The 26,189-nt window shown below is 37.9% G+C and carries 23 protein-coding genes; 17 read left to right on the top strand and 6 right to left on the bottom strand.

The window, feature by feature from the left end; translation table 11 throughout:
- Positions 1-4: 4 nt before the first annotated feature.
- Positions 5-1,372 (bottom strand): nucleotide 5'-monophosphate nucleosidase PpnN, encoded by a 1,368-nt coding sequence (gene ppnN, locus NBG71_RS13095; RefSeq protein WP_036913815.1) that lies wholly within the window; start codon positions 1,370-1,372, stop codon positions 5-7.
- 91 nt (positions 1,373-1,463) lie between these two features.
- Positions 1,464-2,309: an NADPH-dependent 7-cyano-7-deazaguanine reductase QueF gene (gene queF, locus NBG71_RS13090; RefSeq protein ID WP_075671726.1), complete on the bottom strand. Its 846-nt coding sequence runs from the start codon at positions 2,307-2,309 to the stop codon at positions 1,464-1,466.
- Between the two features lie 156 nt (positions 2,310-2,465).
- On the opposite strand from queF, the gene syd reads away from it, so the two are divergent.
- The 6 genes from syd to NBG71_RS13060 all read left to right on the top strand — a co-directional run bounded on the left by syd (position 2,466) and on the right by NBG71_RS13060 (position 8,589).
- Positions 2,466-3,017 carry a SecY-interacting protein gene (gene syd, locus NBG71_RS13085; protein WP_109420102.1) on the top strand — a complete coding sequence of 184 codons (552 nt, stop codon included), beginning with the start codon at positions 2,466-2,468 and terminating at the stop codon, positions 3,015-3,017.
- 466 nt (positions 3,018-3,483) lie between these two features.
- A complete protein-coding gene (locus NBG71_RS13080; RefSeq protein WP_075671722.1) occupies positions 3,484-3,807 on the top strand; it encodes a YqcC family protein in 324 nt (107 codons plus the stop codon).
- Positions 3,808-3,815: 8 nt separating this feature from the next.
- Entirely contained in the window at positions 3,816-4,580 is a 765-nt protein-coding gene (gene truC / locus NBG71_RS13075) for a tRNA pseudouridine(65) synthase TruC (protein WP_075671720.1), read from the top strand.
- A 302-nt stretch (positions 4,581-4,882) separates the two neighbouring features.
- Positions 4,883-6,328: a PTS glucose transporter subunit IIBC gene (ptsG, locus tag NBG71_RS13070; protein ID WP_075671718.1), complete on the top strand. Its 1,446-nt coding sequence runs from the start codon at positions 4,883-4,885 to the stop codon at positions 6,326-6,328.
- A 129-nt stretch (positions 6,329-6,457) separates the two neighbouring features.
- On the top strand, positions 6,458-7,963 hold the full coding sequence (locus NBG71_RS13065) for a hypothetical protein (protein ID WP_250916913.1): 1,506 nt from the start codon (positions 6,458-6,460) through the stop codon (positions 7,961-7,963).
- A 182-nt stretch (positions 7,964-8,145) separates the two neighbouring features.
- Positions 8,146-8,589 carry a flavodoxin gene (locus NBG71_RS13060; RefSeq protein WP_156733991.1) on the top strand — a complete coding sequence of 148 codons (444 nt, stop codon included), beginning with the start codon at positions 8,146-8,148 and terminating at the stop codon, positions 8,587-8,589.
- A gap of 146 nt (positions 8,590-8,735) precedes the next feature.
- Here the strand turns inward: NBG71_RS13060 and NBG71_RS13055 are convergent, their stop codons facing one another.
- The 4 genes from NBG71_RS13055 to map form a co-directional block, all read right to left on the bottom strand.
- Positions 8,736-9,122, bottom strand: a complete 387-nt coding sequence (locus NBG71_RS13055) for a DUF3461 family protein (RefSeq protein WP_006535910.1) — start codon at positions 9,120-9,122, stop codon at positions 8,736-8,738.
- Positions 9,123-9,192: 70 nt separating this feature from the next.
- Entirely contained in the window at positions 9,193-10,017 is an 825-nt protein-coding gene (dapD, locus tag NBG71_RS13050; protein WP_075671712.1) for a 2,3,4,5-tetrahydropyridine-2,6-dicarboxylate N-succinyltransferase, read from the bottom strand.
- Positions 10,018-10,051: 34 nt separating this feature from the next.
- Entirely contained in the window at positions 10,052-12,697 is a 2,646-nt protein-coding gene (glnD, locus tag NBG71_RS13045; RefSeq protein WP_250916912.1) for a bifunctional uridylyltransferase/uridylyl-removing protein GlnD, read from the bottom strand.
- A gap of 153 nt (positions 12,698-12,850) precedes the next feature.
- Positions 12,851-13,648 carry a type I methionyl aminopeptidase gene (gene map / locus NBG71_RS13040; protein WP_075671708.1) on the bottom strand — a complete coding sequence of 266 codons (798 nt, stop codon included), beginning with the start codon at positions 13,646-13,648 and terminating at the stop codon, positions 12,851-12,853.
- Between the two features lie 597 nt (positions 13,649-14,245).
- On the opposite strand from map, the gene rpsB reads away from it, so the two are divergent.
- From rpsB to lpxD, 11 genes are all read left to right on the top strand, one after another.
- Positions 14,246-14,971, top strand: coding sequence for a 30S ribosomal protein S2 (gene rpsB / locus NBG71_RS13035; RefSeq protein WP_023582712.1), 726 nt, complete (start codon positions 14,246-14,248; stop codon positions 14,969-14,971).
- Between the two features lie 135 nt (positions 14,972-15,106).
- Entirely contained in the window at positions 15,107-15,958 is an 852-nt protein-coding gene (gene tsf, locus NBG71_RS13030; RefSeq protein WP_075671706.1) for a translation elongation factor Ts, read from the top strand.
- 136 nt (positions 15,959-16,094) lie between these two features.
- Positions 16,095-16,823, top strand: coding sequence for a UMP kinase (pyrH, locus tag NBG71_RS13025; protein ID WP_023582710.1), 729 nt, complete (start codon positions 16,095-16,097; stop codon positions 16,821-16,823).
- 113 nt (positions 16,824-16,936) lie between these two features.
- Positions 16,937-17,494, top strand: a complete 558-nt coding sequence (gene frr, locus NBG71_RS13020) for a ribosome recycling factor (protein ID WP_075671704.1) — start codon at positions 16,937-16,939, stop codon at positions 17,492-17,494.
- A gap of 191 nt (positions 17,495-17,685) precedes the next feature.
- The gene (gene ispC, locus NBG71_RS13015; RefSeq protein ID WP_250916911.1) at positions 17,686-18,879 is read left to right on the top strand and encodes a 1-deoxy-D-xylulose-5-phosphate reductoisomerase; all 1,194 of its coding nucleotides are present in this window, start codon (positions 17,686-17,688) and stop codon (positions 18,877-18,879) included.
- A 283-nt stretch (positions 18,880-19,162) separates the two neighbouring features.
- Positions 19,163-19,864 carry a polyprenyl diphosphate synthase gene (gene uppS / locus NBG71_RS13010; RefSeq protein ID WP_228766789.1) on the top strand — a complete coding sequence of 234 codons (702 nt, stop codon included), beginning with the start codon at positions 19,163-19,165 and terminating at the stop codon, positions 19,862-19,864.
- A gap of 1 nt (position 19,865) precedes the next feature.
- The gene (gene cdsA, locus NBG71_RS13005) at positions 19,866-20,729 is read left to right on the top strand and encodes a phosphatidate cytidylyltransferase (protein ID WP_075671698.1); all 864 of its coding nucleotides are present in this window, start codon (positions 19,866-19,868) and stop codon (positions 20,727-20,729) included.
- Between the two features lie 9 nt (positions 20,730-20,738).
- Positions 20,739-22,091 (top strand): sigma E protease regulator RseP, encoded by a 1,353-nt coding sequence (rseP, locus tag NBG71_RS13000; protein WP_075671696.1) that lies wholly within the window; start codon positions 20,739-20,741, stop codon positions 22,089-22,091.
- A 39-nt stretch (positions 22,092-22,130) separates the two neighbouring features.
- Positions 22,131-24,524: an outer membrane protein assembly factor BamA gene (gene bamA / locus NBG71_RS12995; protein WP_250916910.1), complete on the top strand. Its 2,394-nt coding sequence runs from the start codon at positions 22,131-22,133 to the stop codon at positions 24,522-24,524.
- A 92-nt stretch (positions 24,525-24,616) separates the two neighbouring features.
- The gene (locus NBG71_RS12990) at positions 24,617-25,114 is read left to right on the top strand and encodes an OmpH family outer membrane protein (protein WP_036934019.1); all 498 of its coding nucleotides are present in this window, start codon (positions 24,617-24,619) and stop codon (positions 25,112-25,114) included.
- A gap of 3 nt (positions 25,115-25,117) precedes the next feature.
- Entirely contained in the window at positions 25,118-26,146 is a 1,029-nt protein-coding gene (gene lpxD / locus NBG71_RS12985; protein ID WP_075671692.1) for a UDP-3-O-(3-hydroxymyristoyl)glucosamine N-acyltransferase, read from the top strand.
- The last annotated feature ends 43 nt before the right edge of the window (positions 26,147-26,189 follow it).

The following is a 26,189-nucleotide window of genomic DNA, read 5'->3' as shown; positions in this document are numbered from 1 at the left end:
TAAATTAGCTGATAATCTCGTAACATGGTTGGTAAGCTGTACCGCCCGGAAGTTTCATACGATGTTGCTCAACAAAGCCCGCCAATAAAATATCCATGCGACGCATAATTTCACGATCACCATGAATTTTATAAGGGCCGTAAGCTTCAATCGCCTTCATACCCACTTCTTTTACATTACCTGCAACAATACCCGAGAACGCACGACGTAAGTCAGCCGCTAATTTTTCAGGTGATTGATCGGTACTTAAGTTAAGTGATGCCATATTTTCATGAGTTGGTTCAAAAGGAAGCTGTAAATCAGCATTGATCTTCATTGACCAGTTAAAGCTATAAGCATCACCAGTACTACGACGATTATCTTTTACCAAAGGCATATATTTTTTCATGATACGAGCAACTTCAGGTGCATCATCAATAATAATTTGGTAATGGCGTCGAGCTTCGTCACCCAATGTATTTGCGATAAAATCATCTAATACATTAAAGTAGTCCGCACTCTCTTTAGGGCCAGTTAAAATCAGTGGTAATACTTGATCTTGGTTTTCTGGTGACATAAGAATACCAAGCAGATACAGCAATTCTTCTGCTGTCCCTACACCACCAGGGAAAATAATAATCCCGTGTCCAATTCGAACAAACGATTCCAGACGTTTTTCTATATCTGGCATAATAATCAGTTCGTTAACTAATGGATTTGGTGGCTCAGCTGCAATGATTGAAGGCTCAGTCATACCAATAAAACGGCTATTTTTATAACGTTGTTGAGCATGACCAACGGCCGCCCCTTTCATTGGTGCTTCCATCGCACCGGGTCCACAACCTGTGCAGATATTGAGTTCACGTAACCCTAATTCGTTACCAACTTTTCTGCCGTAAAGGTACTCAGTTTCATTAATTGAGTGGCCACCCCAGCAAACGATCATGTTAGGATCTTCATCAATATGAAGGGCTCGTGCATTGCGCAAAATCGAGAAAATAGTATTAGTGATATGAGTGCTATTTTCTAAGTTCAGGTGAAGATCACGCTTTGCCGTTGTGATCTGTCCATGAACAAACAATATGTCACGAAGCACTGCAAATAAGTTAGCTTGTAGTGAGCGAATAATTTTTCCGTCAACAAAGGCGTCTTCAGGAGGATTGACTAACTCTAGTTTTACGCCACGTTCACGGCGCAGTACGTTAATATCAAAATCTTGGTATTTAGATAACAGTTCTTTACTACTATCAGTAAGGCTACCAGAGTTGAGAACAGCGAGAGAACAATTGCGAAACAGCTGGTAAAGATCACTGCTTGCGGTTCTCTTTAGCATATCAACTTCTAGCTGTGAAAGCAGATCCATGGAACCTAATGGGCTGACATGAGTTATCACGTAGGACTCCTTTTTCTCCTGAAATAACAAACTGAAGTGCAACTGATCTTGGTATAACACAGATCATATTAACATACAGGCATTATTCCCGTTATTGTCTGGCTAATCGACTAATTTCTGGAACAAACTCACAATTACTACGCCAAGGATTGATGTCTAATCCACCGCGTCGCGTATATCTTGCATAAACAGTTAATGTTTCTGGTGCACATAATTGCATGATATCGTGGAAAATTCGCTCAACACACTGTTCATGAAATTCATTGTGTTGTCTAAATGAAACTAAATAGCGCAGTAGTTTTTCACGATCAATCTTTTTACCCTTATATTGAATAGCGACTGATCCCCAATCTGGCTGATTGGTAATCAGACAATTTGATTTTAACAGATGGCTGACAAGGGTTTCTTCAACTAATGTATCGGTTGTCGATTCGTTTAACCATTGCACATCAAACTGATAATTATTAATTTCAATATCTTGTTCATCAATACACTCTCCAGCAAAATCAACAATAGGTTGTGATGTAAAATGCGAAAGTGGATAAATGGTCAGATTAACTTCGCCTTTAGCACAAGTCGTTAAATCTTTAAGCAAGGTTTTTTCGACGACATCCCAACTTTCAAATCGAGTTTGATTAAAACTGTTGAGATATAATTTAAAACTTTTAGATTCAATAAGATTTTCAGTGGTTGCATCTAATTCAACATGACCAATAGCGACTTGTGGTAGGCCTTTGCTATTAAGCCATGAGAGCTCATACATAGTCCAAATATCACCACCATGAAAGGGTAAATTTTCAGGAGTTAAAGAGAGTGAATCTCGATTTAGGCTACGTGGTACACCTTGCAATAATCCGGCATCATATTGATCATGATATTGAGTCTCTTTGCCCAGAGATAATGCTTCAAGAGATTTATCACCTTGATATAAAGACATAACTTACATCCTAACTTTAACTGAAAATAAAAGAAGGTTAATTATACTATTGAAACATCAATAGTATATGAATGCTTTATTTTTGATGCTCTGAATTAATGGGATAATCAGGTAACATAAAGGAAATTCTTATTTAAATAGATAAAACAGATAATCATGACTGAAAACATCTCCTTTGAATTAAAAGCCTTTACGCAAAAATATGTTGATTTATGGCAAGAAAAATCAGGTTTACCTCCTGCAAGTGAAGATCTTTATGGTGTTCCTTCTATTTGTATATCAAGAACAGGAGATGAAGTTGTTTACTGGTTACCACAGCCTTTTGTAGGAACAGATAAACTAGAAAAAGTTGAAAAAGCGATGGGGATTATTATTCGCCCTGAATTGCACGATTACTTTACCACTCAGTATGCTGGTGATATGCAAGTTCGTTTTAGAGAGGTAGATTTCAGCTTGATCCAAGTGTGGAGTGAAGAAGATTTTATTCGCTTACAAGAAAATATTATTGGTCATTTAGTGACACAAAAACGTTTAAAACTTACACCTACATTGTTTATTGGCACTACAGATTCAGAGAATGAAATAATTTCCGTGTGTAATGTTTCCGGTGAAGTCATTCTTGAAACTTTCGGCCAAAAGAAAAGAAAAGTTTTAGCTGAAAATTTATCTCTTTTTCTATCAGAATTAGTCGCTGTATATAATGACTGATGTACTCCATAAACCTTTTTTCTTGTGAGATATATCTTACAAAAAAGTGTGTGTTTTTTTATCAAAAAGATGTCACTGATAAAAATAAAATTGATTTATTTAAACAGAGCAATAAGTTATTAACTTATTGTTTTTATTTATAGTTATAACTCTTTAATTGTTTCTGTTTTGTGGGTTGTTTAACTAATCAATTATTGGCATTCTACGTCCACCAACTAAGGGACTGCTTGGTGACCGATAAAATGTAGAGTAATCAAGGACACAGGAAATAGGATATTTCCATTAATGTGGATACGGACTTAATCACAGGGATAGATAAAAACGGTCTTGCTTGGATGCACGTGTTGTACAGACAACTATTTTTCTTGTCTAAAAGGAGTTTCGGCTCCTTTTATTTTTTTATTTGTTTTCTGCTATTCCATCCCAATGTTATCCTTATTCGTAAGTTTTATATAAGGGATAAATGATGACACCAGAACAACGCATTTTAGCGAAATTGCTCTTGATTGAAGAAGAGATGAAGAACATTGAGCTATGGCAATTAGAATCTCCTACTGAACAAGCATTTGAAAGTGTTGAGCCTTTCTGTATTGATACAATGAGTGCTCATGAATGGCTGCAGTGGGTATTAATTCCGCGATTGTCATCGATGATTAAAAGCGAAATGCCATTACCTAATACATTTGCAATCGCACCTTATTACGAAGAAGCATTTAAAGAAGATAAAAGCCGAGATGTTACTGATTTACTCAATCATTTGCGTGAACTTGACGCAATGTTTAAATCATAAGGCCGATAATGCTAGATATTATTTATCAAGATGAACATCTTGTTGCGGTGAATAAACCTGCGGGTTGGCTTGTTCACCGCAGTTGGTTAGATAGACATGAAACCGTGTTTGTCATGCAGACATTAAGAGATCAAATCGGGCAACATGTTTTCCCTGTGCATCGTCTAGATAGGCCTACTTCAGGTGTTCTATTAATGGCACTTTCTTCTGATGTTGCTAGAGTACTTTCTCAATCTTTTGAACAACATAAAACAGAAAAAATTTATCATGCTGTTGTTCGAGGATACGTTGAAGAGGCATCTGTTATAGATAGCCCTTTAGTGGAAGAACTCGATAAAATTGCAGATAAATTTGCAACTAAACCACCACAAATTCAAGATTGTGTAACTCACTGCCAACCATTAGGAACGGTTGAAAAAGAGGTTGCAATTGGACGCTACCCAACATCTCGATTTAGTCTATTAGAACTACGTCCTGAAACGGGTCGCAAGCATCAATTACGTCGCCATATGTCTCATATTCGACACCCAATTATTGGTGATACCGCTCATGGTGATTTGCGTCAAAATCGTGGTGTTGTAAATCATTTTCAATCTCATCGCTTGATGTTACATGCAAGCCATCTAAACTTAATTCATCCAATTACATTGCAACCACTTAACTTAACAGCTAAATGGGATCTGCCTTGGCAACATCTTATTAATCAATTTGGTTGGCGTGGATTAAGACCTGAATTAGAGCAGTATGGTGAAGATTTAGCTCATCATTTTTAGTTCCTTTCTTATTTTAATTATTGATTTCATTTTGTGACTATCAAGGCTTTTTTACTTAAGTCTTGATAGTTTGCGCAAATTTGTAGTTTATTTTAACTATTTGTAAAATATATAATTCTATTAATTGATCTGATCACATGTTTTGAAACGTGACAGCTATCATGTATTCATCAAGCGATTTATTTTATGATGTAAAATAAATAAGGCCTATCATTAGATAAGTTTATGAAATAAAACCCACACTACTTTAAACAAATAAAAACTTACAACATATAAAAACCCACATTCCGGGAGTCTGCTCGATGTTTAAAAACCTATTTGTTGTTTTACAAAAAATCGGAAAGTCCTTGATGTTACCGGTATCCGTACTGCCTATTGCCGGTATTTTATTAGGGGTTGGTTCTGCTGATCTTTCATGGATCCCATCTTCTGTTTCCCAAGTTATGGCAGAGGCTGGTGGTTCGGTTTTCTCTAATATGCCACTTATTTTTGCTATTGGTGTTGCGTTAGGTTTTACCAATAATGACGGGGTATCAGCGCTGGCCTCTGTAGTTGCTTACGGTATCATGTCTAAAACCATGATTGTAGTTGCTCCTTGGGTTTTAGGTTTAACTCCAGCAGAAATTGAGGCTCAACATCTTACTGATACAGGGGTATTAGGGGGGATCATTGCGGGTATTATTGCCGCTTCGATGTTTAACCGTTTTTATCGAATTAAATTGCCTGAGTATTTGGGCTTTTTTGCAGGAAAACGTTTTGTTCCTATTATTTCTGGCTTAATCGCTATTTTTGTTGGGATTATTTTAGCCTTTATTTGGCCTCCTATTGGTACAGCAATTCAACGTTTTTCTGAGTGGGCTGCATATCAAAATCCTGCTGTTGCTTTTGGTATTTATGGTGTTGTAGAGCGAGCGTTAGTGCCATTTGGTTTACACCATATTTGGAACGTGCCGTTCCAAATGCAAGTGGGTGAATATGTAAATAGTGCAGGACAAGTCTTCCACGGCGATATTCCTCGCTATATGGCTGGTGACCCAACTGCAGGTATGTTATCAGGTGGTTTTCTATTTAAGATGTTTGGTTTACCTGCTGCAGCTATTGCGATTTGGCATTCAGCACGCCCTGAGAATCGTGTAAAAGTGGGTGGTATTATGATTTCTGCGGCATTAACTGCCTTTTTAACAGGGATCACTGAACCTATCGAATTCTCATTTATGTTCGTTGCTCCTATTCTTTATGTTATTCACGCTATTTTAGCCGGCTTAGCATTTGTTATTTGTATTTTGTTAGGTATGCGTGATGGTACAAGTTTCTCTCATGGCTTAATTGACTTTATCGTATTAAGTGGCAACAGCAGTAAACTGTATCTGTTCCCAATTATTGGCATACTTTATGCGATAACATATTACTCTATTTTCCGTTTCTTAATCGTGAAACTAAACCTGAAAACACCAGGTAGAGAAGTGGAAGATAAAAACGCGAAACAAGCAGATAAAAGTGCTATGGGGCAATCTTTAGTCGTTGCATTTGGTGGTAAAGACAATATCAGTAGTTTGGATGCTTGTATTACTCGTTTACGTATTGGTGTTAAAGAAATTGAAAAAGTCGATCGTGATGAGTTGAAAAGATTAGGTGCTGCTGGTGTAGTGGTCGTTGGATCGGGTATTCAAGCCATTTTTGGCCCTAAGTCAGATAATCTAAAAACTGAAATGGATGAATATATAAGGTCTTTGGATAGTGCTGAATAAATAACTTATTGATTGTAATATTAAATCATAAAGCACTCCCATATTAAAATAGGGAGTGCTTTTTTATTGCAATAATATTGATGCTGGCTATGACATTCTGTTAAGTATTAAACAGAGTGGAGAGATATCATGCCTACCTTCATAAATAGTCACAGAGGTTTTTTATTATCCATAACAGATATAAATGATAAAACAAATAAAGAGAGTATTGAGTTCGATAAAAATAGTGTTTCACTTTTTTTTAACAAAGGAAATGATAATATTTTTATTGCTAATAAAGATAAAAAGTTCTTATTAAGTAATATAAAAAAAGAATTAGACAATTCAATTGATAAATATACTAATCATGGTGAAAATAAAGAACATCTAAAAAAACTAAATGATAGGATTATTTCTGGGAGGGTTGAGGCTTTTTTTGATAATAAAGATAAAATAATTAGTGTGAAAAAAATTAATGATGTTTGTGATATAAAAAAGATATTTAATGGATTACTTTCTTATAAAAAAAAGGAAAGTTTTTTTACTAAAATGAAAAAAGGTATTTATAATACGAGTTCTTTTAATGATGTGGTTTTTAATGATAAAAATCCAATTATAAATAGTTTTATAAATAATAATGGTGAGTTTTACAAATTAGATGATATTAATGATAATTTAGACAATAAGAGTAATAAAGGGAATAAGTTTTTTAATTTATTTTCATTTGAAAATAATAATATTGGTTTTTATGGATTTAATATATCTATTATGAAAATAGAAGAGGAAATAAAAGGCAATCAGGAGGATAATAGTGAGGTTGATATTCCACTTTCGACCCCACTTTCGAATTTTAATATATTTGAAAACAAAATTAAAAAAACTGAAAAAATTCAATGTGAAATTGAAAATATTCAAGGTGAAATTAAATTAATTGAAAGTGAATTATCTTCTAAAATAATAATTAATAAGAAAAAAACAATTGATACAACCTTAGCAGCAAATAAACTTGTTGATCTATTAGAATATAATGATCTATCTAAAATAAATCTTGATATATTAAGTGAAAAGGAAACGGAATTTAATAATGAGATAATTATTATTAGTAGATTAAATTCGACTAAAGAAATAAATGGGATTGATAAATTAAAAGAATTAAAATCTAGTTTGGAAAAAATAAAGTGTATAAAAAATGAATATTTTATTTTTTTTGAATCGGTTAATGGTAGACAAATTTCACTGTTAAAAAATTTAGATAATAAATTGAAAAAATACCCTGCTGGGATTAATAGTGAAATACCAAAAGAAAATATTTTATTGGATATTAATAAAATAGCTTTAGTACTTTGTGCTAATAATAATGTTCGAGAGAGTTATAATGGTTTTTTTTCTAAAGCATATAAATTTCTTTTTCCTAAATCATATCAAAAACGACTAGATATCAATAATAAAGCGCATGATAATATAATGCTAATGCACGAGAATTTAAATGTCATATTGAATAGCGATGATTTTAAAAATAGAAAACTACCCGAGTGGGCTAATAAACTAATAACAAAAACTTTAAAAGAATCAAAACCTAAAGATGATATTCTTTGGTTTTTTTCAAAAGAAAGAAAAGAATGGAATAAAATTTTTAATATGCTGATTGTTAAATAAGGGCATAAAGGAGTTATTGATAACTAAGATGTTATTAATAATAAATATTTTATTAATTCTAATGGGTTTGATGATGAGATTAAGTAATTAAAGATACTGAAGCTTGAGATAAAGATTAAATTTCTATATGTTAGGAAAACTAAGTTTATTGAATTTTAAACCGCATAAAATAGGTAATCATTATGGCTAAAATCGGTATTTTTGTAGGTACAGTTTACGGAAATTCATTAGCGGTTGCTGAAGAGGCTCAACGTATTTTACTTGAGCATAATCATCAAGCTAATGTTTATGAAGAAGGTACTCTTACGGATTGGGAAAAATATTCGATAGTACTTGTAATAACCTCAAGTACTGGGCAAGGTGATCTACCTGATACTATTGCTCCTCTATTTCATAAACTGCGTGATAATCTGGGGCATCAGCCACACTTAAGTTACGGCTTAATTGCTTTAGGTGACAGTAGTTATGACCATTTTTGTGGTGCGGGGATGAAATTTGATGAATTGTTACAAGAGCACCAAGCAAAACGTATCGGTGAAATATTGAAAATAGATGGTATGGATGTTGCAGAGCCTGAAGTATTTGCGATAGATTGGCTTGAAAATTGGGTTAACCTATTAGATTAAATAGAAAATAATCCAATAATTAGTTGGTTAACAGAATAATGAATAATATTTTTGATTTTAAAAACACCGCTTGTTTCTGCTTTATACAGTAAGTAAGCGGTGTGTTTTATAGCACTAACATGCATATTAGCTAAAATTACATGTTATTAACGGCGAGTCAGCTTTTCTAAGTCAGCTTCAATTTCAGCAATTTTATTTGCTACAACATGCTCAAGGTGGCGTAAGTCATCTAGGATTTTATGCTTTAAATCGACTTCTACTTGGTCTTGTTGGCAAATTTGATCTAATTCTTCAATAACATAACGTAAGTTAGTATTGATTTCATTTACTTCTTTAAAACCTTGTCCTGATTGACCATCAGAAATCGTTTTACGTTGGCGTGGGTATTTAAATTTTACGCTTTTTGCAAAGAATTCACCTTTATCTTTGCGAAAATAGATTTTTAAAATATCGTTGTTAGCTTCTTGGCGCAGGGTATAGCGGTCAATATCTTCAGGATGCGGGATCCCTAAATTTTTTAAATTATCGTACATATATTGGCACCTGATAGAAAGATGAGTGAAAGAATAGCGAACAGAATGAATTCTATCCGCTGTTCTTATATTAGTCGATAGTTCTTAACAATTCATTAATACCTACTTTTCCACGTGTTTTAGCATCAACTTTTTTCACGATAACGGCACAGTAAAGGCTATAGCTTCCATCTTTCGAGGGTAAATTACCTGATACAACAACAGAGCCGGCAGGAACTCGGCCATAATGCACTTCGCCTGTTTCTCTGTCATAAATTTTGGTACTTTGACCAATATAAACACCCATTGAAATAACAGCGCCTTCTTCGACAATCACACCCTCAACAATTTCAGAGCGAGCACCAATAAAGCAGTTATCTTCAATAATGGTTGGATTTGCTTGTAGCGGTTCTAAAACGCCACCAATACCAACACCGCCAGAGAGATGGACATTTTTACCGATTTGAGCACATGAACCTACCGTTGCCCATGTATCAACCATACTACCTTCATCGACGTAAGCACCAATGTTGACATAAGATGGCATTAATACAGTATTGCGGGCGATGTAAGCCCCTTGTCTAACCGCTGCAGGGGGAACAACACGAAAACCTTCTTTTTCAAAACGAGCTTGGTCATAATCAGCGAACTTCATAGGCACTTTGTCAAAATAGCGACTTTCACTGCCATCTATCACTTGATTGTGATTAATACGAAAAGAGAGTAGAGCCGCTTTTTTTAACCATTGATGAGTCACCCACTGACCGTCAATTTTTTCTGCGACACGCAGTTTTCCGCTGTCTAGCAGTGCAATAACGTTATTAATGGCATCTCGAATATGAGGCTCAACGTTGTTTGGAGTGATATCTGCACGATGTTCGAAGGCGTTATCAATAATAGATTGTAATGCTTGCATCAATAGTATTTCCTATATGTATTGTCGTGGGTTCCTATATTTTATCCTTTGAAACTAGGGCTTTTGTCAACCTTTCTACGACTTCATCCTTCATTTTTTGGTTTAATGCCTTATTTTCGCTATCGGTTAATACAAAGAAATCCTCAACACGTTCACCTATTGTGGTTATTCGAGCACCATGCAATGAAAGTGAAAGATCAGCAAAAACTTTACCAATAATTGCTAATAATCCTGGGCGATCTCGTGCAAATAGTTCCATATAGGTGCGTTTATTATGATTAGAGGCTATAAAATTAATTTTTGTTGGAACGTCAAAATGGCGCAATTTGGCAGGTAATGAGCGAGTTTTGGCATTGGCGTTATAAGGGGCGGATACTACTTGGATCAATGCGTTACGAATAGCATTATATCTATCAATCGCCAGCGGTTTACCATTAGGCTCTAACACAATAAAAGTATCCATAGCCATATTATCGCGGTTAGTAAAAATTTGAGCGTTATGGATACTTAAATTGCGTCTATCTAATTCTCCTGCAACAGATGCAAAAAGGGAAGGTCTATCTGCACACCAAATAAAGATTTCAGTACCACCATGTTCAGTTTGTTGACTGATTAGCACCATTGGTTCGGCGCTATTATGCTCAATTAATGCAAGTGCATGCCATGCAATTTGTTCTGGGGTATGCCGTAAAAAATAGTCGGCATGGCAACGCCCCCAAATTGTTTGCAATTTCTCTTCATCGACTTGTTCCATTCGTAAAATAGTTAGTGCTTGCAAACGATGATGTCGAATACGTTCACGTAGGTCGGGAATAGAATGCATACCTTGGCGTAACTGGTTTTCTGTTGATAGAAAAAGTTCACGTAATAAGCTCTGTTTCCAGCTATTCCATAGGCTACTGTTGGTCGCACAGATATCAGCAACAGTTAAGCACAAAAGATAGCGTAATCGGCTTTCATTTTTTACTTCTGATGCAAACTGAAAAATAATGTCAGGATCTTGAATATCGCGTCGTTGCGCGGTGACAGACATAAGTAAGTGATGACTAACAAGCCACTCAACTAAGGTTGATTCTCTCTGATTTAAACCATGCTGCTGAGCAAAGTGAGCAACGTCTTGAGCGCCTAATATGGAATGGTCACCATGGCGACCTTTGGCAATATCATGAAAAAGTGCAGCTAGACGTAGTAATTCAAGTTGAGGAAGTTTGGGATAAATATCAACACAAAGCGGATGTTTTTCATAGTTTTCATAAGAAGCAAAGCTTTCAAGTTTTTGTAAAACACGAATAGTATGTTCATCAACGGTGTAGGCATGAAATAAATCAAACTGCATTTGGCCTACGATATTATTCCATTGCGGGAAATAAGCCGCAAGTACACTGTGTTTATGCATTGGGACAAATGCACCAGAAACCGCACGAGGGTGGCGTAATATCTGCATAAAAACTTGACGTGCGAGTGGGTACTCACATAAAGGCTGTACTAAATGTCGGCGAGCATAACGTAAATGGCGGAGTGTTGTTGAATAAATTCCAGTAATTTCTTTATGCTCAGCCATACGCAAAAAGAGACGCATAATAGCGATAGGATCATCAAGGAAGCAACTGTCATCAACAACATCAATTAATGAACCTCGTAGCTGAAATTCACTGTCTAATGGACGCGGTTTTACATTAGGTTGCAGAGCAAGTATAGCTTCGTCAAATAGCTGAAGTAACATATCATTTAACTCACTAACACGACGAGTTACGCGATAATAATCCTTCATCATTTTTTCAACCGGCTGATTGCCTTCACCTTTATAATTTAAAAGTTGGGCAACGTTGAGTTGTCTATCAAACAAAAGTCGATTGTCATAGCGAGAAAGTACAAGATGGAGAGCAAAACGAATTTTCCATAGTGTGTATTGACACTCTAATAACTCTTGCCCTTCTGCTGGTGTCAAAAAGCCAAAATTAACCATTTCAGAAACTGATGTTGCACCAAAATGGCGATGTGCTACCCAAATTAAAGTGTGGATATCACGCAGTCCACCGGGGCTACTTTTGATATCAGGTTCTAAATTGTAACTAGTACTATGATATCGTTGATGTCTTTGCTTTTGTTCTTCAACTTTTGCAGCGAAAAAATCTGGTGATGGCCAAAAACCTTGGCTAAAAATATGATTAATTAATTGCTGGTAAAGCGGGTTATTCCCACAAATAAGGCGAGCTTCTAGTAAGTTTGTTGCAACCGTTAAATCTGAAAGGCCTTCTAAAAGACATTCTTCCATTGTTCTAACACTGGCACCAATTTCAAGACGTACATCCCACAGTAGTGCAATGAGTTTGCTGACTTTTTCTTCAGCCTCTGGTGATAAAGGTGTTTCACTTAAAAAGAGAAGGTCAATATCAGAAAGCGGATGTAATTCTTGTCTACCGTAACCACCAACAGCAATAATACTAAGATCAGAATAATCAGATAGCTGTGTATAGTGCCATAATTGCGTTAAGAGTTGATCAATGAAATGGCTACGAGCCTGAAGTAATAAAGCCACATCAACATCATGATGAAAAGCATCTGTTAACCAAGCTTGAAATTGTTCAATTGATTGCTTAAGTTCAGCACAATTTTGTGTATTTTCTGTCAGCAAAAAAGGGGAAGGGGGCGGTGTTTGAAATGCGTTTTTATTAGTCATTATGCGTCTTCTTTCTCAATGTTTGCTTATGACATTAAGACTAATGTTAAAACGATAAGCTGACTAGTTATTCTGCCATTTCGCAGCAAATAAAATAAAAAAAGCGACACATCTCGAAAAAATATGTCGCTTTTACATTTTAGCTAAAGAAGCTTATTCGTTGACTAATACTGCAGAAATAAATGGCTCTTCTTCTTTGCGTAATGTCATGATTTCGCAGCCATTATCGGTAACAACTAATGTATGCTCGTACTGTGCTGACCAACCTCTGTCTTTAGTTTTAACAGTCCAGCCATCTTTCATTGTACGAATACGGTAATCACCTGTGTTTACCATTGGCTCGATGGTAAATGCCATGCCTTTTTGTAACACAACACCGCTATCATCTGCATCATAGTGTAGAACTTGAGGTTCTTCATGGAATCCTTCACCAATGCCATGGCCGCAATATTCGCGAACAACAGAATAATCATGACCTTCAACAAATTTTTGAATTGCTTTGCCAAGTTCACGTAAGCGAATGCCCGGTTTAACCATTTTAATAGCAAGGTAGAGGCTTTCTTGAGTGATACGACATAAGCGTTCACCTTGGATTGTTGGTTTACCTACAATAAACATTTTTGAGGTATCGCCATGAAAACCATCTTTAATGACAGTGACGTCAATATTAACGATATCACCATCTTTAAGGATTTTTTCTTCACTAGGAATACCGTGGCAAATAACATCGTTAACCGAAATACAGACTGATTTAGGGAAACCATGATAGTTAAGACAAGCAGGAATAGCCTGTTGTGCGTTAACAATATGCTCGTGACAAATACGGTCTAATTCAGCGGTGTTTACGCCTGGTTTTACGAACGGTGCGATAATTTCAAGAACTTCTGCCGCAAGACGACCTGCGACGCGCATTTTTTGAATATCTTCTTCTGTCTTGATTACAATAGCCATTTGAGTTCTTCGTCTAGATTAAAAGCCACAATACGAATTAGATAACACGCTTTGTTGTATTCATATTTTGTATTGCAGGTTGAATGAATGATGATGAGAAATAATTCTGATTACCATTTATGATATCAGCAGAATGTAGGTGTGCCAATAAAGAGGATGTATGCAATCTGTCTGATATCGAGAATAATGACGAACATTACGCCTTCTTAATCTGATTGTCTTTACATATTGCGCTTTTCTATTTGGTGTTTTCCTAGCAAATTGATATTAGAGCAATATTTATTATCACTGCACTAATCTCGTTTTTTTCTTTGCCTAAATGATGTGTTTTTATGTCAGATAAGGTCGTAGCAATCGTAAGTAATAGTGGTTTCTTAAGGTTATTTATGGTATAAAGCGCGCCGGAGTTCTGTTATTGCATCACGCCGTGAGTAATGGCAGTAAATCTGAAACATTCAATTGTGTTAATTACACACACAAATCGACACATAACGCCGGGGTGCTCTTATGTAAAGGCTAAACCTTTACAGCTGATGAGTCGGTCGTATGGGATTTGTGGACGAAATAACCCCAAATTTAAATTTATAGAGGTCTAAAATGGCAACTGTTTCAATGCGCGATATGCTGCAAGCCGGTGTTCACTTCGGTCACCAAACTCGTTACTGGAATCCAAAAATGAAACCATTCATCTTTGGTGCGCGTAACAAAGTTCATATCATTAACTTGGAAAAAACTGTTCCAATGTTCAATGAAGCTCTGGTTGAACTGAACAAAATTGCTTCTCGTAAAGGCAAAATCCTGTTTGTTGGTACTAAGCGCTCTGCCGTTGAAGCTGTTAAAGAAGCAGCAGAAAGCTGTGACCAGTTTTATGTAAACCACCGCTGGTTAGGCGGTATGCTGACTAACTGGAAAACTGTTCGTCAGTCAATCAAACGCCTGAAAGATTTAGAATCACAATCTCAGGACGGTACATTTGACAAACTGACCAAGAAAGAAGCGTTAATGCGTTCTCGTGAACTTGGTAAGTTAGAAAACAGCCTGGGTGGTATCAAAGACATGGGCGGTTTACCTGACGCTCTGTTTGTTATCGATGCTGAACACGAACACATTGCTATCAAAGAAGCAAACAACCTGGGTATCCCAGTATTTGCTATCGTTGATACTAACTCTGATCCAGATGGTATCGACTTCATTATCCCTGGTAATGACGATGCAATCCGTGCGGTTAAATTATATCTGACCGCTGCAGCTACAGCTGTTCGTGAAGGTCGTTCTCAAGATCTGGCTGTTCAGGCTGAAGAAGGCTTAGTCGAAGCTGAATAATAAGGCATGCTCGTAAGAGCCCTTATTTAACCAGGTATTGCTATATATTGGTTAGGGGGCCTCAATCGGCCCCCTTTACACATCTGCTATGAGAACATCTATGGCTAGCCCATAGAAAAGTCGAGGAAGAAACAAATGTCTGGAATTACCGCTGCATTGGTAAAAGAACTGCGTGAACGTACTGGCGCAGGCATGATGGAATGTAAAAAAGCGCTGGTTGAAGCTAATGGTGATATCGAATTAGCAATCGACAACATGCGTAAATCAGGTCAAGCTAAAGCTGCTAAAAAAGCAGGCCGTGTTGCTGCTGAAGGTATCATCCTTGCAGAAGTTGCTGCTGATGGTAAATTCGGTGCGCTGGTTGAGCTGAACTGTGAAACAGACTTCGTTGCTAAAGATGCAGGTTTCATCGCTTTCGGTAAAGAAGTTATGGCTGCTGTATTAGCAGACAAAACTGATGATATCGATGCTCTGAAAGCTAAATTCGAAGAAGCTCGTACTGCATTAGTTGCTAAAATCGGTGAAAACATCAACATTCGTCGTGTTGCTGTATTAGAAGCTGAAGAATTAGGTACTTACCTACACGGTGCTCGCATCGGTGTTTTAGTTTCAGCTAAAGGCGCTAACGAAGAACTGATCAAACACATTGCTATGCACGTTGCTGCAAGCAAACCAGAATATGTTCGTCCTGAAGATGTTCCTGCTGATGTTGTTGAACATGAGCACCAAATTCAGATGGATATCGCAATGCAATCAGGTAAACCACGCGAAATCGCAGAAAAAATGGTTATCGGTCGCATGAACAAATTCACCGGTGAGATTTCTCTGACTGGCCAGCATTTCGTAATGGATCCAAGCAAAACTGTTGGCGAATTGCTGAAAGAAAACAATGCTGATGTTATCAACTTCGTTCGTTTCGAAGTTGGTGAAGGTATTGAGAAAGTTGAAGCTGATTTCGCAGCTGAAGTTGCTGCAATGAGCAAATAATAACGCTTAGCGTTAACAGAACCGCCTAATGGCGGTTCTGTTTTGTTGTAATCTCCACTGGCTGTTTGCTTTTTTTTGTTAAAAAGAGAAGCTATCTAAAACCTCCAATTAACTAATCTGCTTAGGACAGAACACCATGGCTACCAATGCAAAACCTGTATATCAGCGAATTTTATTAAAGCTGAGTGGCGAAGCCCTGCAAGGTGCAGAAGGTTTCGGTATCGATGCGAGCGTACTTGATCGCATGGCTCAGGAAATCAAAGAACTCGTTGAATTAGGTATACAAGTCGGTGTCGTAATTGGCGGTGGTAACTTGTTCCGTGGCGCGGGTCTTGCTGCGGCAGGTATGAACCGTGTTGTGGGTGACCACATGGGAATGCTCGCGACAGTAATGAATGGTTTAGCAATGCGTGATTCATTGCACCGTGCTTATGTAAACGCGCGCCTTATGTCTGCGTTTCCATTGAATGGTGTCTGCGATAACTACAGTTGGGCAGAGGCAATTAGCTTATTACGCCACGGTCGAGTCGTTATTTTCTCGGCTGGTACAGGTAACCCATTCTTTACTACCGATTCTGCTGCGTGTTTACGCGGTATTGAAATTGAAGCTGACGTTGTACTAAAAGCAACGAAAGTGGACGGCGTTTATTCTGCCGATCCAACCAAAGATCCTGATGCAGTACTTTATGAAACACTGACTTATCAGGATGTATTAGAACGTGAATTGAAAGTCATGGATCTTGCTGCATTCACATTAGCCCGAGATCATAATTTACCTATCCGCGTATTCAATATGAATAAACCGGGTGCATTACGTCGGGTTGTAATGGGTGAAAGTGAAGGAACTTTGATTTCTCACGCTTAATACACAGAGACAACGGTATAATTTGGCGTTAACATCTAGAGTACGCCAATTCATTTATGTCGGTATGTTTTTCATATCGACTGGAAGATAACCAGTTCCCAAGGGTTTATAACGTGATTAATGAAATCAAAAAAGATGCTCAAGAACGCATGGATAAAAGCGTTGAAGCACTAAAAAGCCAGATTAATAAAGTTCGTACTGGTCGTGCGTCTCCTGCCCTTTTAGATGGCATTGTAGTTGAATACTACGGAGCGCCAACTCCATTAAACCAAGTTGCTAACGTTGTCGCAGAAGATGGCCGTACACTGGCAATCACTGTATTCGACCGTACTTTAGCTCCTGCCGTTGAAAAAGCAATTATGGCATCAGATTTAGGTTTAAATCCTTCATCTGCTGGTACCATTATCCGTGTTCCACTGCCTCCATTAACTGAAGAACGCCGTAAAGATCTAATCAAAGTTGTTCGTGGTGATGCAGAACAAGGTCGCGTTTCTATTCGTAATATCCGTCGTGATGCTAACGATAAAGTAAAAGCATTACTGAAAGATAAAGAAATCAGCGAAGATGATGAGCGCCGCTCACAAGATGACATTCAGAAATTAACTGATATGTTCATTAAAAAAATTGATGATGCATTAGCGCTGAAAGAAGCAGAGTTAATGGAATTCTAATTTTTATATCTTTTTTCGATAATGCCGCTTTTAGCGGCATTATTTTTAACTATTTATTTGAAAATTCGTGCTTAATGCCTTCTTTTGTCACATTATTTATTAAAGTTTTCATCTTTAATCCTCATTTACCTCGTCATACTGATATAATTCTCTTTAATTAAAACGTTGTAGACATACTGATTGATTAATAAATGAAACAAATAACTATATTAGGCTCAACAGGATCTATCGGAACTAGCACTCTTTCCGTAATTGAAAATAATCCTGATGAGTATCAGGTTCTTGCTTTAGCAGCAGGAAAAAATGCCGACAAAATGGCGCAACAGTGCCTTGCTTTCCAGCCTAAATACGCTGTGATGTCTGATGAAAAAAGTGTAAATCAGCTTAAACAGCTACTCGCTAATACATCTTGTAAAACAGAAATTCTATCTGGGTCTCATGCGATCAATGAAATTGCAGCTCTTGATGAAGCTGATCAAGTTATGTCTGCTATAACAGGTGTTGCAGGATTAAAACCGACACTTGCGGCCATTGAAAAAGGCAAAAGAATTCTATTAGCGAATAAAGAATCACTGATAACTAGTGGGCGTCTTTTCTTTGATGCTGTTGCTAAATATGGCGCAACAATTTTACCCATTGATAGCGAACATAATGCAATTTATCAAAGCTTACCTAAAGCAATTCAAGAAAACTTAGGTCATGCGTCTTTAGCTGATGAAGGTGTGACCAGTATTCTGCTAACAGGTTCTGGCGGGCCATTTCGCTATACACCATTAGAAGAGCTGGAAGCAATGACTCCAGATCAAGCGTGTGCGCATCCAAATTGGTCTATGGGACGTAAGATTTCAGTTGATTCTGCAACAATGATGAATAAAGGGCTTGAGTATATTGAAGCTCGTTATTTCTTCAATGCTTCTGAAGAAGAAATGGAAGTAATCATTCATCCACAATCTGTTATTCATTCAATGGTTCGTTATCGTGATGGCAGTATTATTGCTCAAATTGGTGAACCTGATATGAGAACACCGATTGCGTACTCAATGGCTTATCCTCATCGTACTCAATCCGGTGCAAAAGCATTAGATTTCTTTGAGATTCAATCTCTAGAGTTTATTCGCCCTGACTATCAACGTTACCCTTGTTTGGCACTTGCTATTGAAGCGTCAAAACGTGGGCAAGCGGCAACAACAGTGTTAAATGCGGCTAATGAAGTTGTTGTTGATGCATTTTTACACGAAAAAGTGAAGTTTACTGATATTGCTAAAATTAATCGGAAAGTTGTTGAACATTTTGACCTATCAGAGCCTCAAAGTATTAATGATGTTCTAGAAATTGATAAATTAGCGAGATTAGAAACTCATCAGATAATCACTCAATTTGTATAATGGTGATTATATTTAATATAGGGTGTTTGTTCGTCTTTCTGGCTAATGGTATAGTTGCCGAATCACTAAAGACAATAATGAAAATTAACAGTTCATTACTAAAGCTATTGCTTTAGCAACTTTGAGGCTTTGCCAAAGGCCGTGGGTGACACGGTTTTTTTTTGTGCATAGGTTATCCGAAGAGGACTGTCTGTATCAGTATCAGATTAGCAAAGGGTTAAATTGAGTGAACTTATCCAGTGACGATTCATCCGCATCAAAACCAAAGCATGTTGCTATCATTATGGATGGCAATGGGCGTTGGGCTAAAAAACAAGGGAAACTCCGAGTAACGGGGCATCGCGCGGGAATTAAAGCAGTTCGGGATGCGGTTAGCTTTTCCGTAAAACACAAAATTGAATCATTAACGTTATATGCATTTAGTAGCGAAAACTGGAATAGGCCAGAGCAGGAAGTGAGTTCCCTCATGGAATTATTTGTTTTTGCTTTAGATAACGAAGTGAAGAGCTTACATAAACATAATGTTAAATTGACTGTCATTGGTGATATCAGCCGTTTTAGTCGTCGCTTACAAGATCGAATTAAAAGTTCTGTGGCACTTACTGCGAATAATACTGGGCTTAATTTAAATATTGCAGCTAATTATGGCGGTCGATGGGATATTACTCAAAGCGTAAAACAATTAGCGACATCCCTCGCAAAAGGGGAAATTAATCTCGAAGATATCAATGAAAATGCAATATCTTCACACCTTTGCTTGCATAATCAGCCTGGCGTTGATCTTGTTATTCGTACAGGTGGTGAGCATCGTATAAGTAATTTTCTTATTTGGCAGATTGCTTATGCTGAGCTTTATTTTACACAGGTTTTATGGCCTGATTTTGATGAACAAGTTTTTCAGAATGCATTAGATGCTTTTGCTAAACGGGAAAGACGTTTCGGTGGTACTACATCAGAAACAGATACTATAAATCTGGGAGGATAACTTGCTTAAGTATCGTGTCATCACTGCATTAATTTTAATCCCTATTGTTATTGCTGCACTATTTCTACTTCCTCCTGCAGGTTTCGGATTAGTCATTATCGCAATATCAGGCTTAGCGGGTTGGGAATGGGCACAATTTATTGGCTGGCATTCTCAAGGTAAACGTATTGCGACAGGGATCGGCTTTGCTGCATTGTTACTCGTTATGCAGTTTTCTTTGCCTAATTTTGACCACCTACTCGATACTCCAATGATAAAAAATGGTTTGTGGGCGGGTTTAATTTGGTGGGTAGCAGCAATTTTATTAGTTGTAAGTTATCCGAATTCAGCCAATATGTGGAAAAATTCAGTTTTTATTAAGTTATTGTTCGGTATATTGACGATTGTTCCCTTTTATTGTGGCATGATGGCGTTGCGTATGTTGGGTTATAACACTGACACTTATACAGGCGCATGGTGGTTATTGTATGTCATGTTATTAGTTTGGGCTGCTGACTCTGGTGCTTACGCCTTCGGACGCTTAATGGGTAAACATAAAATGGCGCCTAAAGTATCACCGGGTAAAACCCTTGAAGGGTTAGTTGGTGGGTTGATTACGGCAGGTGTTGCATCATGGTTATTTACTTATTTTGCACCTGTGACTGAAGTGCCTAGTAACTTGTTATTAATATCTGGCGTTGTTGTCATTGTATCGGTATTTGGTGATCTAGCAGAAAGCATGTTTAAACGTGTTTCAGGCATTAAAGACAGTAGTCAATTGATACCGGGGCATGGTGGTGTGCTTGATAGAATTGATAGTTTGACTGCGGCTATCCCAGTCTTTGCAGGATTGGTCTTTCTGATTTCTTCTGGCTTTAAACTATAAAGGTAAGTAATGGGTATCCTGTGGAATCTTGCCGCGTTTATTATCGTTTTAGGTATTTTAATTACGGTACATGAGTTCGGGCATTTTTGGGTAGCTAGGCGCTGTGGTATCTATGTTGAGCGTTTTTCTATTGGTTTTGGAAAAGCAATTTGGCGCAAAACAGATAAACATGGCACTGAATTTGTTATCGCATGGATACCTTTGGGTGGCTATGTAAAAATGTTAGATGAGAGGGTCGCTGAGGTTGCACCTGAGCGCCGTCATCTAGCATTTAATAATAAAACAGTTGGTCAACGTGCTGCTGTTGTTGCTGCCGGGCCTATTGCCAACTTTTTGTTAGCTATAGTCGCCTATTGGATAGTTTTTATGATAGGTGTTCCTGCATTAAAACCTATAATTGCAGACATTCGTCCGAATTCTATCGCAGAACAAGCAAAATTAACGCCTGGAATGGAACTAAAATCCGTTGCAGGTATCGAAACGCCTGATCAGAATGCAGTTCGTTTAGCATTAGTCAGTAAAATTGGTGCTAAAGAGGTTTCATTCGTTGTTTTAGATCCAAATTCTCTCTCTGAGAGTGAGAATATACTGAATTTACAACAGTGGGGTTTTGATCCTGAAAAACAAGATCCTATCTTGTCCCTAGGGATAATGCCTGTTGGCGCCCGATTAGACTCAAAAATTATTGAGGTTACCGAAGGCTCTGCTGCTGAAAAAGCGGGTTTACAGGCAGGGGATCGTATCGTTAAAGTTGATGGTCAGCCAATTGATACATGGCATCCATTTACTTATTTTGTTCGACAAAGCCCAAATAAGGCCTTGGAGCTTCTTGTTGAACGTAACGGCTCGTCGTTGATATTGAATGTTACTCCGACAGCTGTTGCACTGAAAGATGGCACTGAAGTAGGGCAAGTTGGTGCGCAATTACAAATATTACCTCCTGATGAGCAATATTTGATAATGCAGCAATACAACCCATTTTCGGCGCTCTATGAAGCATCTGATAAAACATGGCAGTTGATGGGTTTAACTGTCAAAATGATTGGCAAGTTAGTCGTAGGTGACGTCAAATTAACTAACCTTAGTGGGCCTGTTTCTATCGCGAAAGGCGCTGGAATGTCCGCTGATTCTGGTTTTATTTATTATTTGATGTTTATGGCGCTTATCAGTGTCAATTTGGGGATCATTAACTTGTTTCCCCTGCCTGTCTTAGATGGCGGGCACCTGCTTTTCCTGGTTATCGAGAAGATAAAGGGAGGGCCGGTATCTGAGCGTGTACAAGATTTCTGTTATCGTATTGGTATTATGGCACTGATGCTTTTAATGGGACTTGCACTTTTCAATGATTTCTCTCGCTTATAATTGGTAAGCAGAGACCGGTTAGGAAAACACAAAACAACGATGGCGATGAAAAAGTTGCTTATAGCGTCGCTGCTGCTGGGCAGCGCCACTGCATACGGTTCAGACGGATTCGTAGTTCAGGACATTCAATTTGAAGGTCTTCAACGCGTCGCCGTTGGTGCAGCATTACTGAACATGCCTGTCCGGGTTGGAGACTCGGTCGGTAATGATGATATCAGTCGAACTATCCGTTCATTATTTGCGACAGGAAACTTTGATGATGTTCGTGTCCTGCGTGACGGAAATACTCTGATTGTTCAAGTAAAAGAGCGTCCAACTATTGCCAGCATTACTTTCTCTGGTAACAAAGCAATCAAGGAAGAGATGCTAAAACAGAACCTTGATGCTTCTAACATTCGTATCGGTGAAACACTTGACCGTACAATGCTAGCGAATATCGAGAAAGGGCTTGAAGATTTCTATTATAGTGTTGGTAAATATAATGCAACTGTAAAAGTAGTTGTTACACCTCTTCCTCGTAACCGTGTCGACTTAAAACTCGTGTTTGCAGAGGGTGTTTCAGCAACTATTCAGCAAATCAACATTGTTGGTAATAAAGCGTTTTCTACTGCTGAGCTCGTTAACCGCTTCCAGTTACGTGACGATGTTCCTTGGTGGAACTTAGCGGCTGATGAAAAATATCAGAAGCAAAAACTGGCTGGTGACTTAGAAACATTAAGAAGCTTCTATCTTGATCGTGGTTATGCGCGTTTTGATATTGAATCGACGAATGTCAGTTTAACGCCAGACAAAAAAGGAATTTACATTACCATTAACCTGAAAGAAGGTGACAAATACACAGTAGAAAATACTGAAATCAATGGTAATACGGCTGGCTACACTAAACAAATTGAAGAGCTTATCGAAATTGCACCGGGCTCTCTTTATAATGGTGCACAAGTAACAAAAACAGAAAATGACATTAAAAATCTGTTAGGTCGTTATGGATATGCTTATCCTCGCGTTATGACAAACCCTGAAATTAATGATGAAAATAAAACCGTAAAACTGCATGTAAACGTAGATGCAGGAAACCGTTTCTATGTTCGTCAAGTACGTTTTGCGGGAAATGACATCACTAAAGACTCTGTTTTACGTCGTGAAATGCGTCAAATGGAAGGTGCGTGGTTAGGTAGCGATTTAGTTGAACAAGGTAAAGAGCGTTTAAATCGTTTAGGTTATTTCGAAACGGTTGAAACAGAAACTCAGCGTATTCCAGGTTCTCCTGATCAAGTTGATATTGTTTATCGTGTAAAAGAGCGTAACACAGGTTCTCTTAACTTTGGTGTCGGTTTCGGTACTGAAAGTGGTGTGAGCTTCCAAGTGGGTGTTACTCAAGATAACTGGTTAGGTACAGGTAACGCAGTCGCTATTAATGCGAGTAAAAATGATTACTCAACTTACGCAGAATTATCTGTTACTGACCCATACTTTACCGTTAATGGTGTGAGTTTAGGTGGTCGTATTTTCTATAATGACTTCCGCGCTAATGATGCTGATTTATCAGGTTATACCAATAAATCTTACGGTGTAGATGGTACGTTAGGCTTCCCAATTAATGAATATAACTCAGCACGTCTTGGCTTAGGCTATACTCACAATGGTCTGTCACGTATGGAACCTCAGGTTGCAATGTGGCGTTACCTAGAAAGTATGGGTGAAAACCCAGGCTTTGATAAACGTGAATCATTTAATGCTGATGATTATACTGTCAGCCTTGGTTGGACATTCAATAACTTAAACAAAGGTTTCTTCCCAACATCTGGTGTGAGAAGTAACTTAAGTGGACGTGTGACTGTACCTGGCTCTGATAACAAGTACTATAAAGTGACTTGGGACGGTATGGCGTACTATCCAATTGATGAAAAAGAGTCTTGGGTAACCCTGTTTAAAGGTCGTTTAGGCTACGGTGATGGTTTAGGTGGTAAAGAATTACCATTCTATGAAAACTTCTATGCAGGTGGTTCCGGTACCGTTCGTGGTTTCCGTTCAAATAATATCGGTCCTAAAGCTGTTTATCTTGGTGAAAATGGTAAGCCAAAACCAGGTGAACCATCGAGTGACGCAATTGGTGGTAATGCTATGGCTGTGGCAAGTTTCGAGCTGATCACACCAACCCCATTTGTGGATGATAAATATTCCTCTTCAGTCAGAACGTCGGTGTTTGTTGATGCGGGTACAGTATGGGATACCAATTGGAGTAGTACAAACTCTGCTTGGACTGCAGGTATGCCAGATTATAGTCGTGCAAGTGATATACGTGTTTCAACGGGTGTTGCGTTACAATGGTTATCCCCTTTAGGTCCGTTAGTATTCTCTTATGCTAAGCCAATAAAAGATTACGAAGGCGATAAATCAGAGCAATTCCAGTTTAATATTGGTAGAACGTGGTAGCGATGTAAGTAAAGTTGATGCCTGATTCATAATGCTGAAAAAGGCATCCGATTTCTGACAAAAAATTATTTTTGGTTTTAAGGAGTTTAATCGTGAAAAAATTGTTATGTGCCGCTGCCCTTGGAATGGCATTGACCATGTCAGCAGGTGTTCAAGCCGCAGATAAAGTAGGTGTTGTGAACATCGGTCAAGTTCTCCAACAAATTCCTAACCGTGATGCGGTAGAGAAACAATTGGAAAATGAATTCAAATCACGTGATACTGAATTGCAGAACTTAGGTAAAGCACTACAGACCGCTGTTGAGAAATATCAAAAAGATGCACCAACTATGAATGCAACACAACGTGCGAATACAGAGAAAGATCTGGTTGCTAAACGTGAAGCATATGCACAAAAAGCACAAGCTTTTGAGCAAGACTTTAGCCGTCGTCAAGCTGAAGAACGTAACAAAATCATGAAACGTGTATTAGACGCTGTTGATGCAGTAGCGAAGAAAGAAGGCTATGATGTGATCCTTGATGCTAACACTGTACCTTATTTCGCAGATGGTAAAGATATTACTGCTCAGGTTCAAAAACAGGTTAAATAATAGATGTTTTCAATTCGATTAGCTGATCTTGCTCAGCAGTTGAATGCACAGTTACACGGCGATGGTGATATCACTATCGCCGGTCTTGCTTCAATGAGCCTAGCAAATAGCGAACAAATTACATTTCTTTCCGATAGCCGCTATCGTGAAAAATTAAGCGAATGTCAGGCTGCTGCCGTTGTATTAACAGAGGCTGATCTTCCATTTTGTCCCGTTGCTGCACTGGTGGTGAAAAACCCGTATCTTGCCTATGCTCAAATGGCGCAGATTATGGATACAACACCATCGCCAGCACAGGATATTCACTCAAGTGCTGTCATTTCTCCTGATGCTAAGTTAGGAAAAAATGTATCAGTGGGTGCAAATGCCGTTATCGAGTCAGATGTTATCCTTGGTGATAATGTTGTGATTGGTGCTGGTTGTTTTGTGGGTAAAAAAGCACATATTGGCGATAATAGCCGTTTATGGGCAAATGTATCTGTTTATCATGAGGTTATCATTGGTAAAGATTGTCTGGTTCAATCAGGTACTGTGATTGGTTCAGATGGTTTTGGTTATGCTAATGAACGTGGTAATTGGATTAAAATTCCACAGTTAGGTTCAGTGGTAATTGGTGATCGCGTTGAAATCGGTGCATGTACTACAATTGACCGAGGCGCATTAGATAACACAGTTATCGGTAATGGTGTTATCATTGATAACCAGTGCCAAATCGCACATAACGTCATTATTGGTGATAATACCGCTGTTGCTGGTGGTGTCATCATGGCGGGCAGCCTGAAAATAGGTCGCTATTGTATGATTGGTGGAGCAAGTGTTATCAATGGTCATATGGAAATCTGTGATAAAGTCACGGTAACAGGTATGGGAATGGTAATGCGTCCTATCACTGAGCCGGGTGTTTATTCTTCAGGAATTCCTCTGCAATCGAATAAAGCATGGCGTAAAACTGCAGCACTTGTGTTGCGAATTGATGAAATGCAAAAAAGGCTCAAGTCGCTTGAACGTCAAGTAGAAAGTAGCGACAAGTAACAATATACGTCATTGACGAATGTTACCCATTTTGCGACCTGCG

The organism is Proteus sp. FZP2095 (genome assembly GCF_023701425.1).
In the GTDB taxonomy this organism is placed as follows: Bacteria; Pseudomonadota; Gammaproteobacteria; order Enterobacterales; family Enterobacteriaceae; genus Proteus; species Proteus cibarius.
Note: the sequence above shows the minus strand (reverse complement) of the source record. Positions and strands in the feature narration are given on the sequence as shown.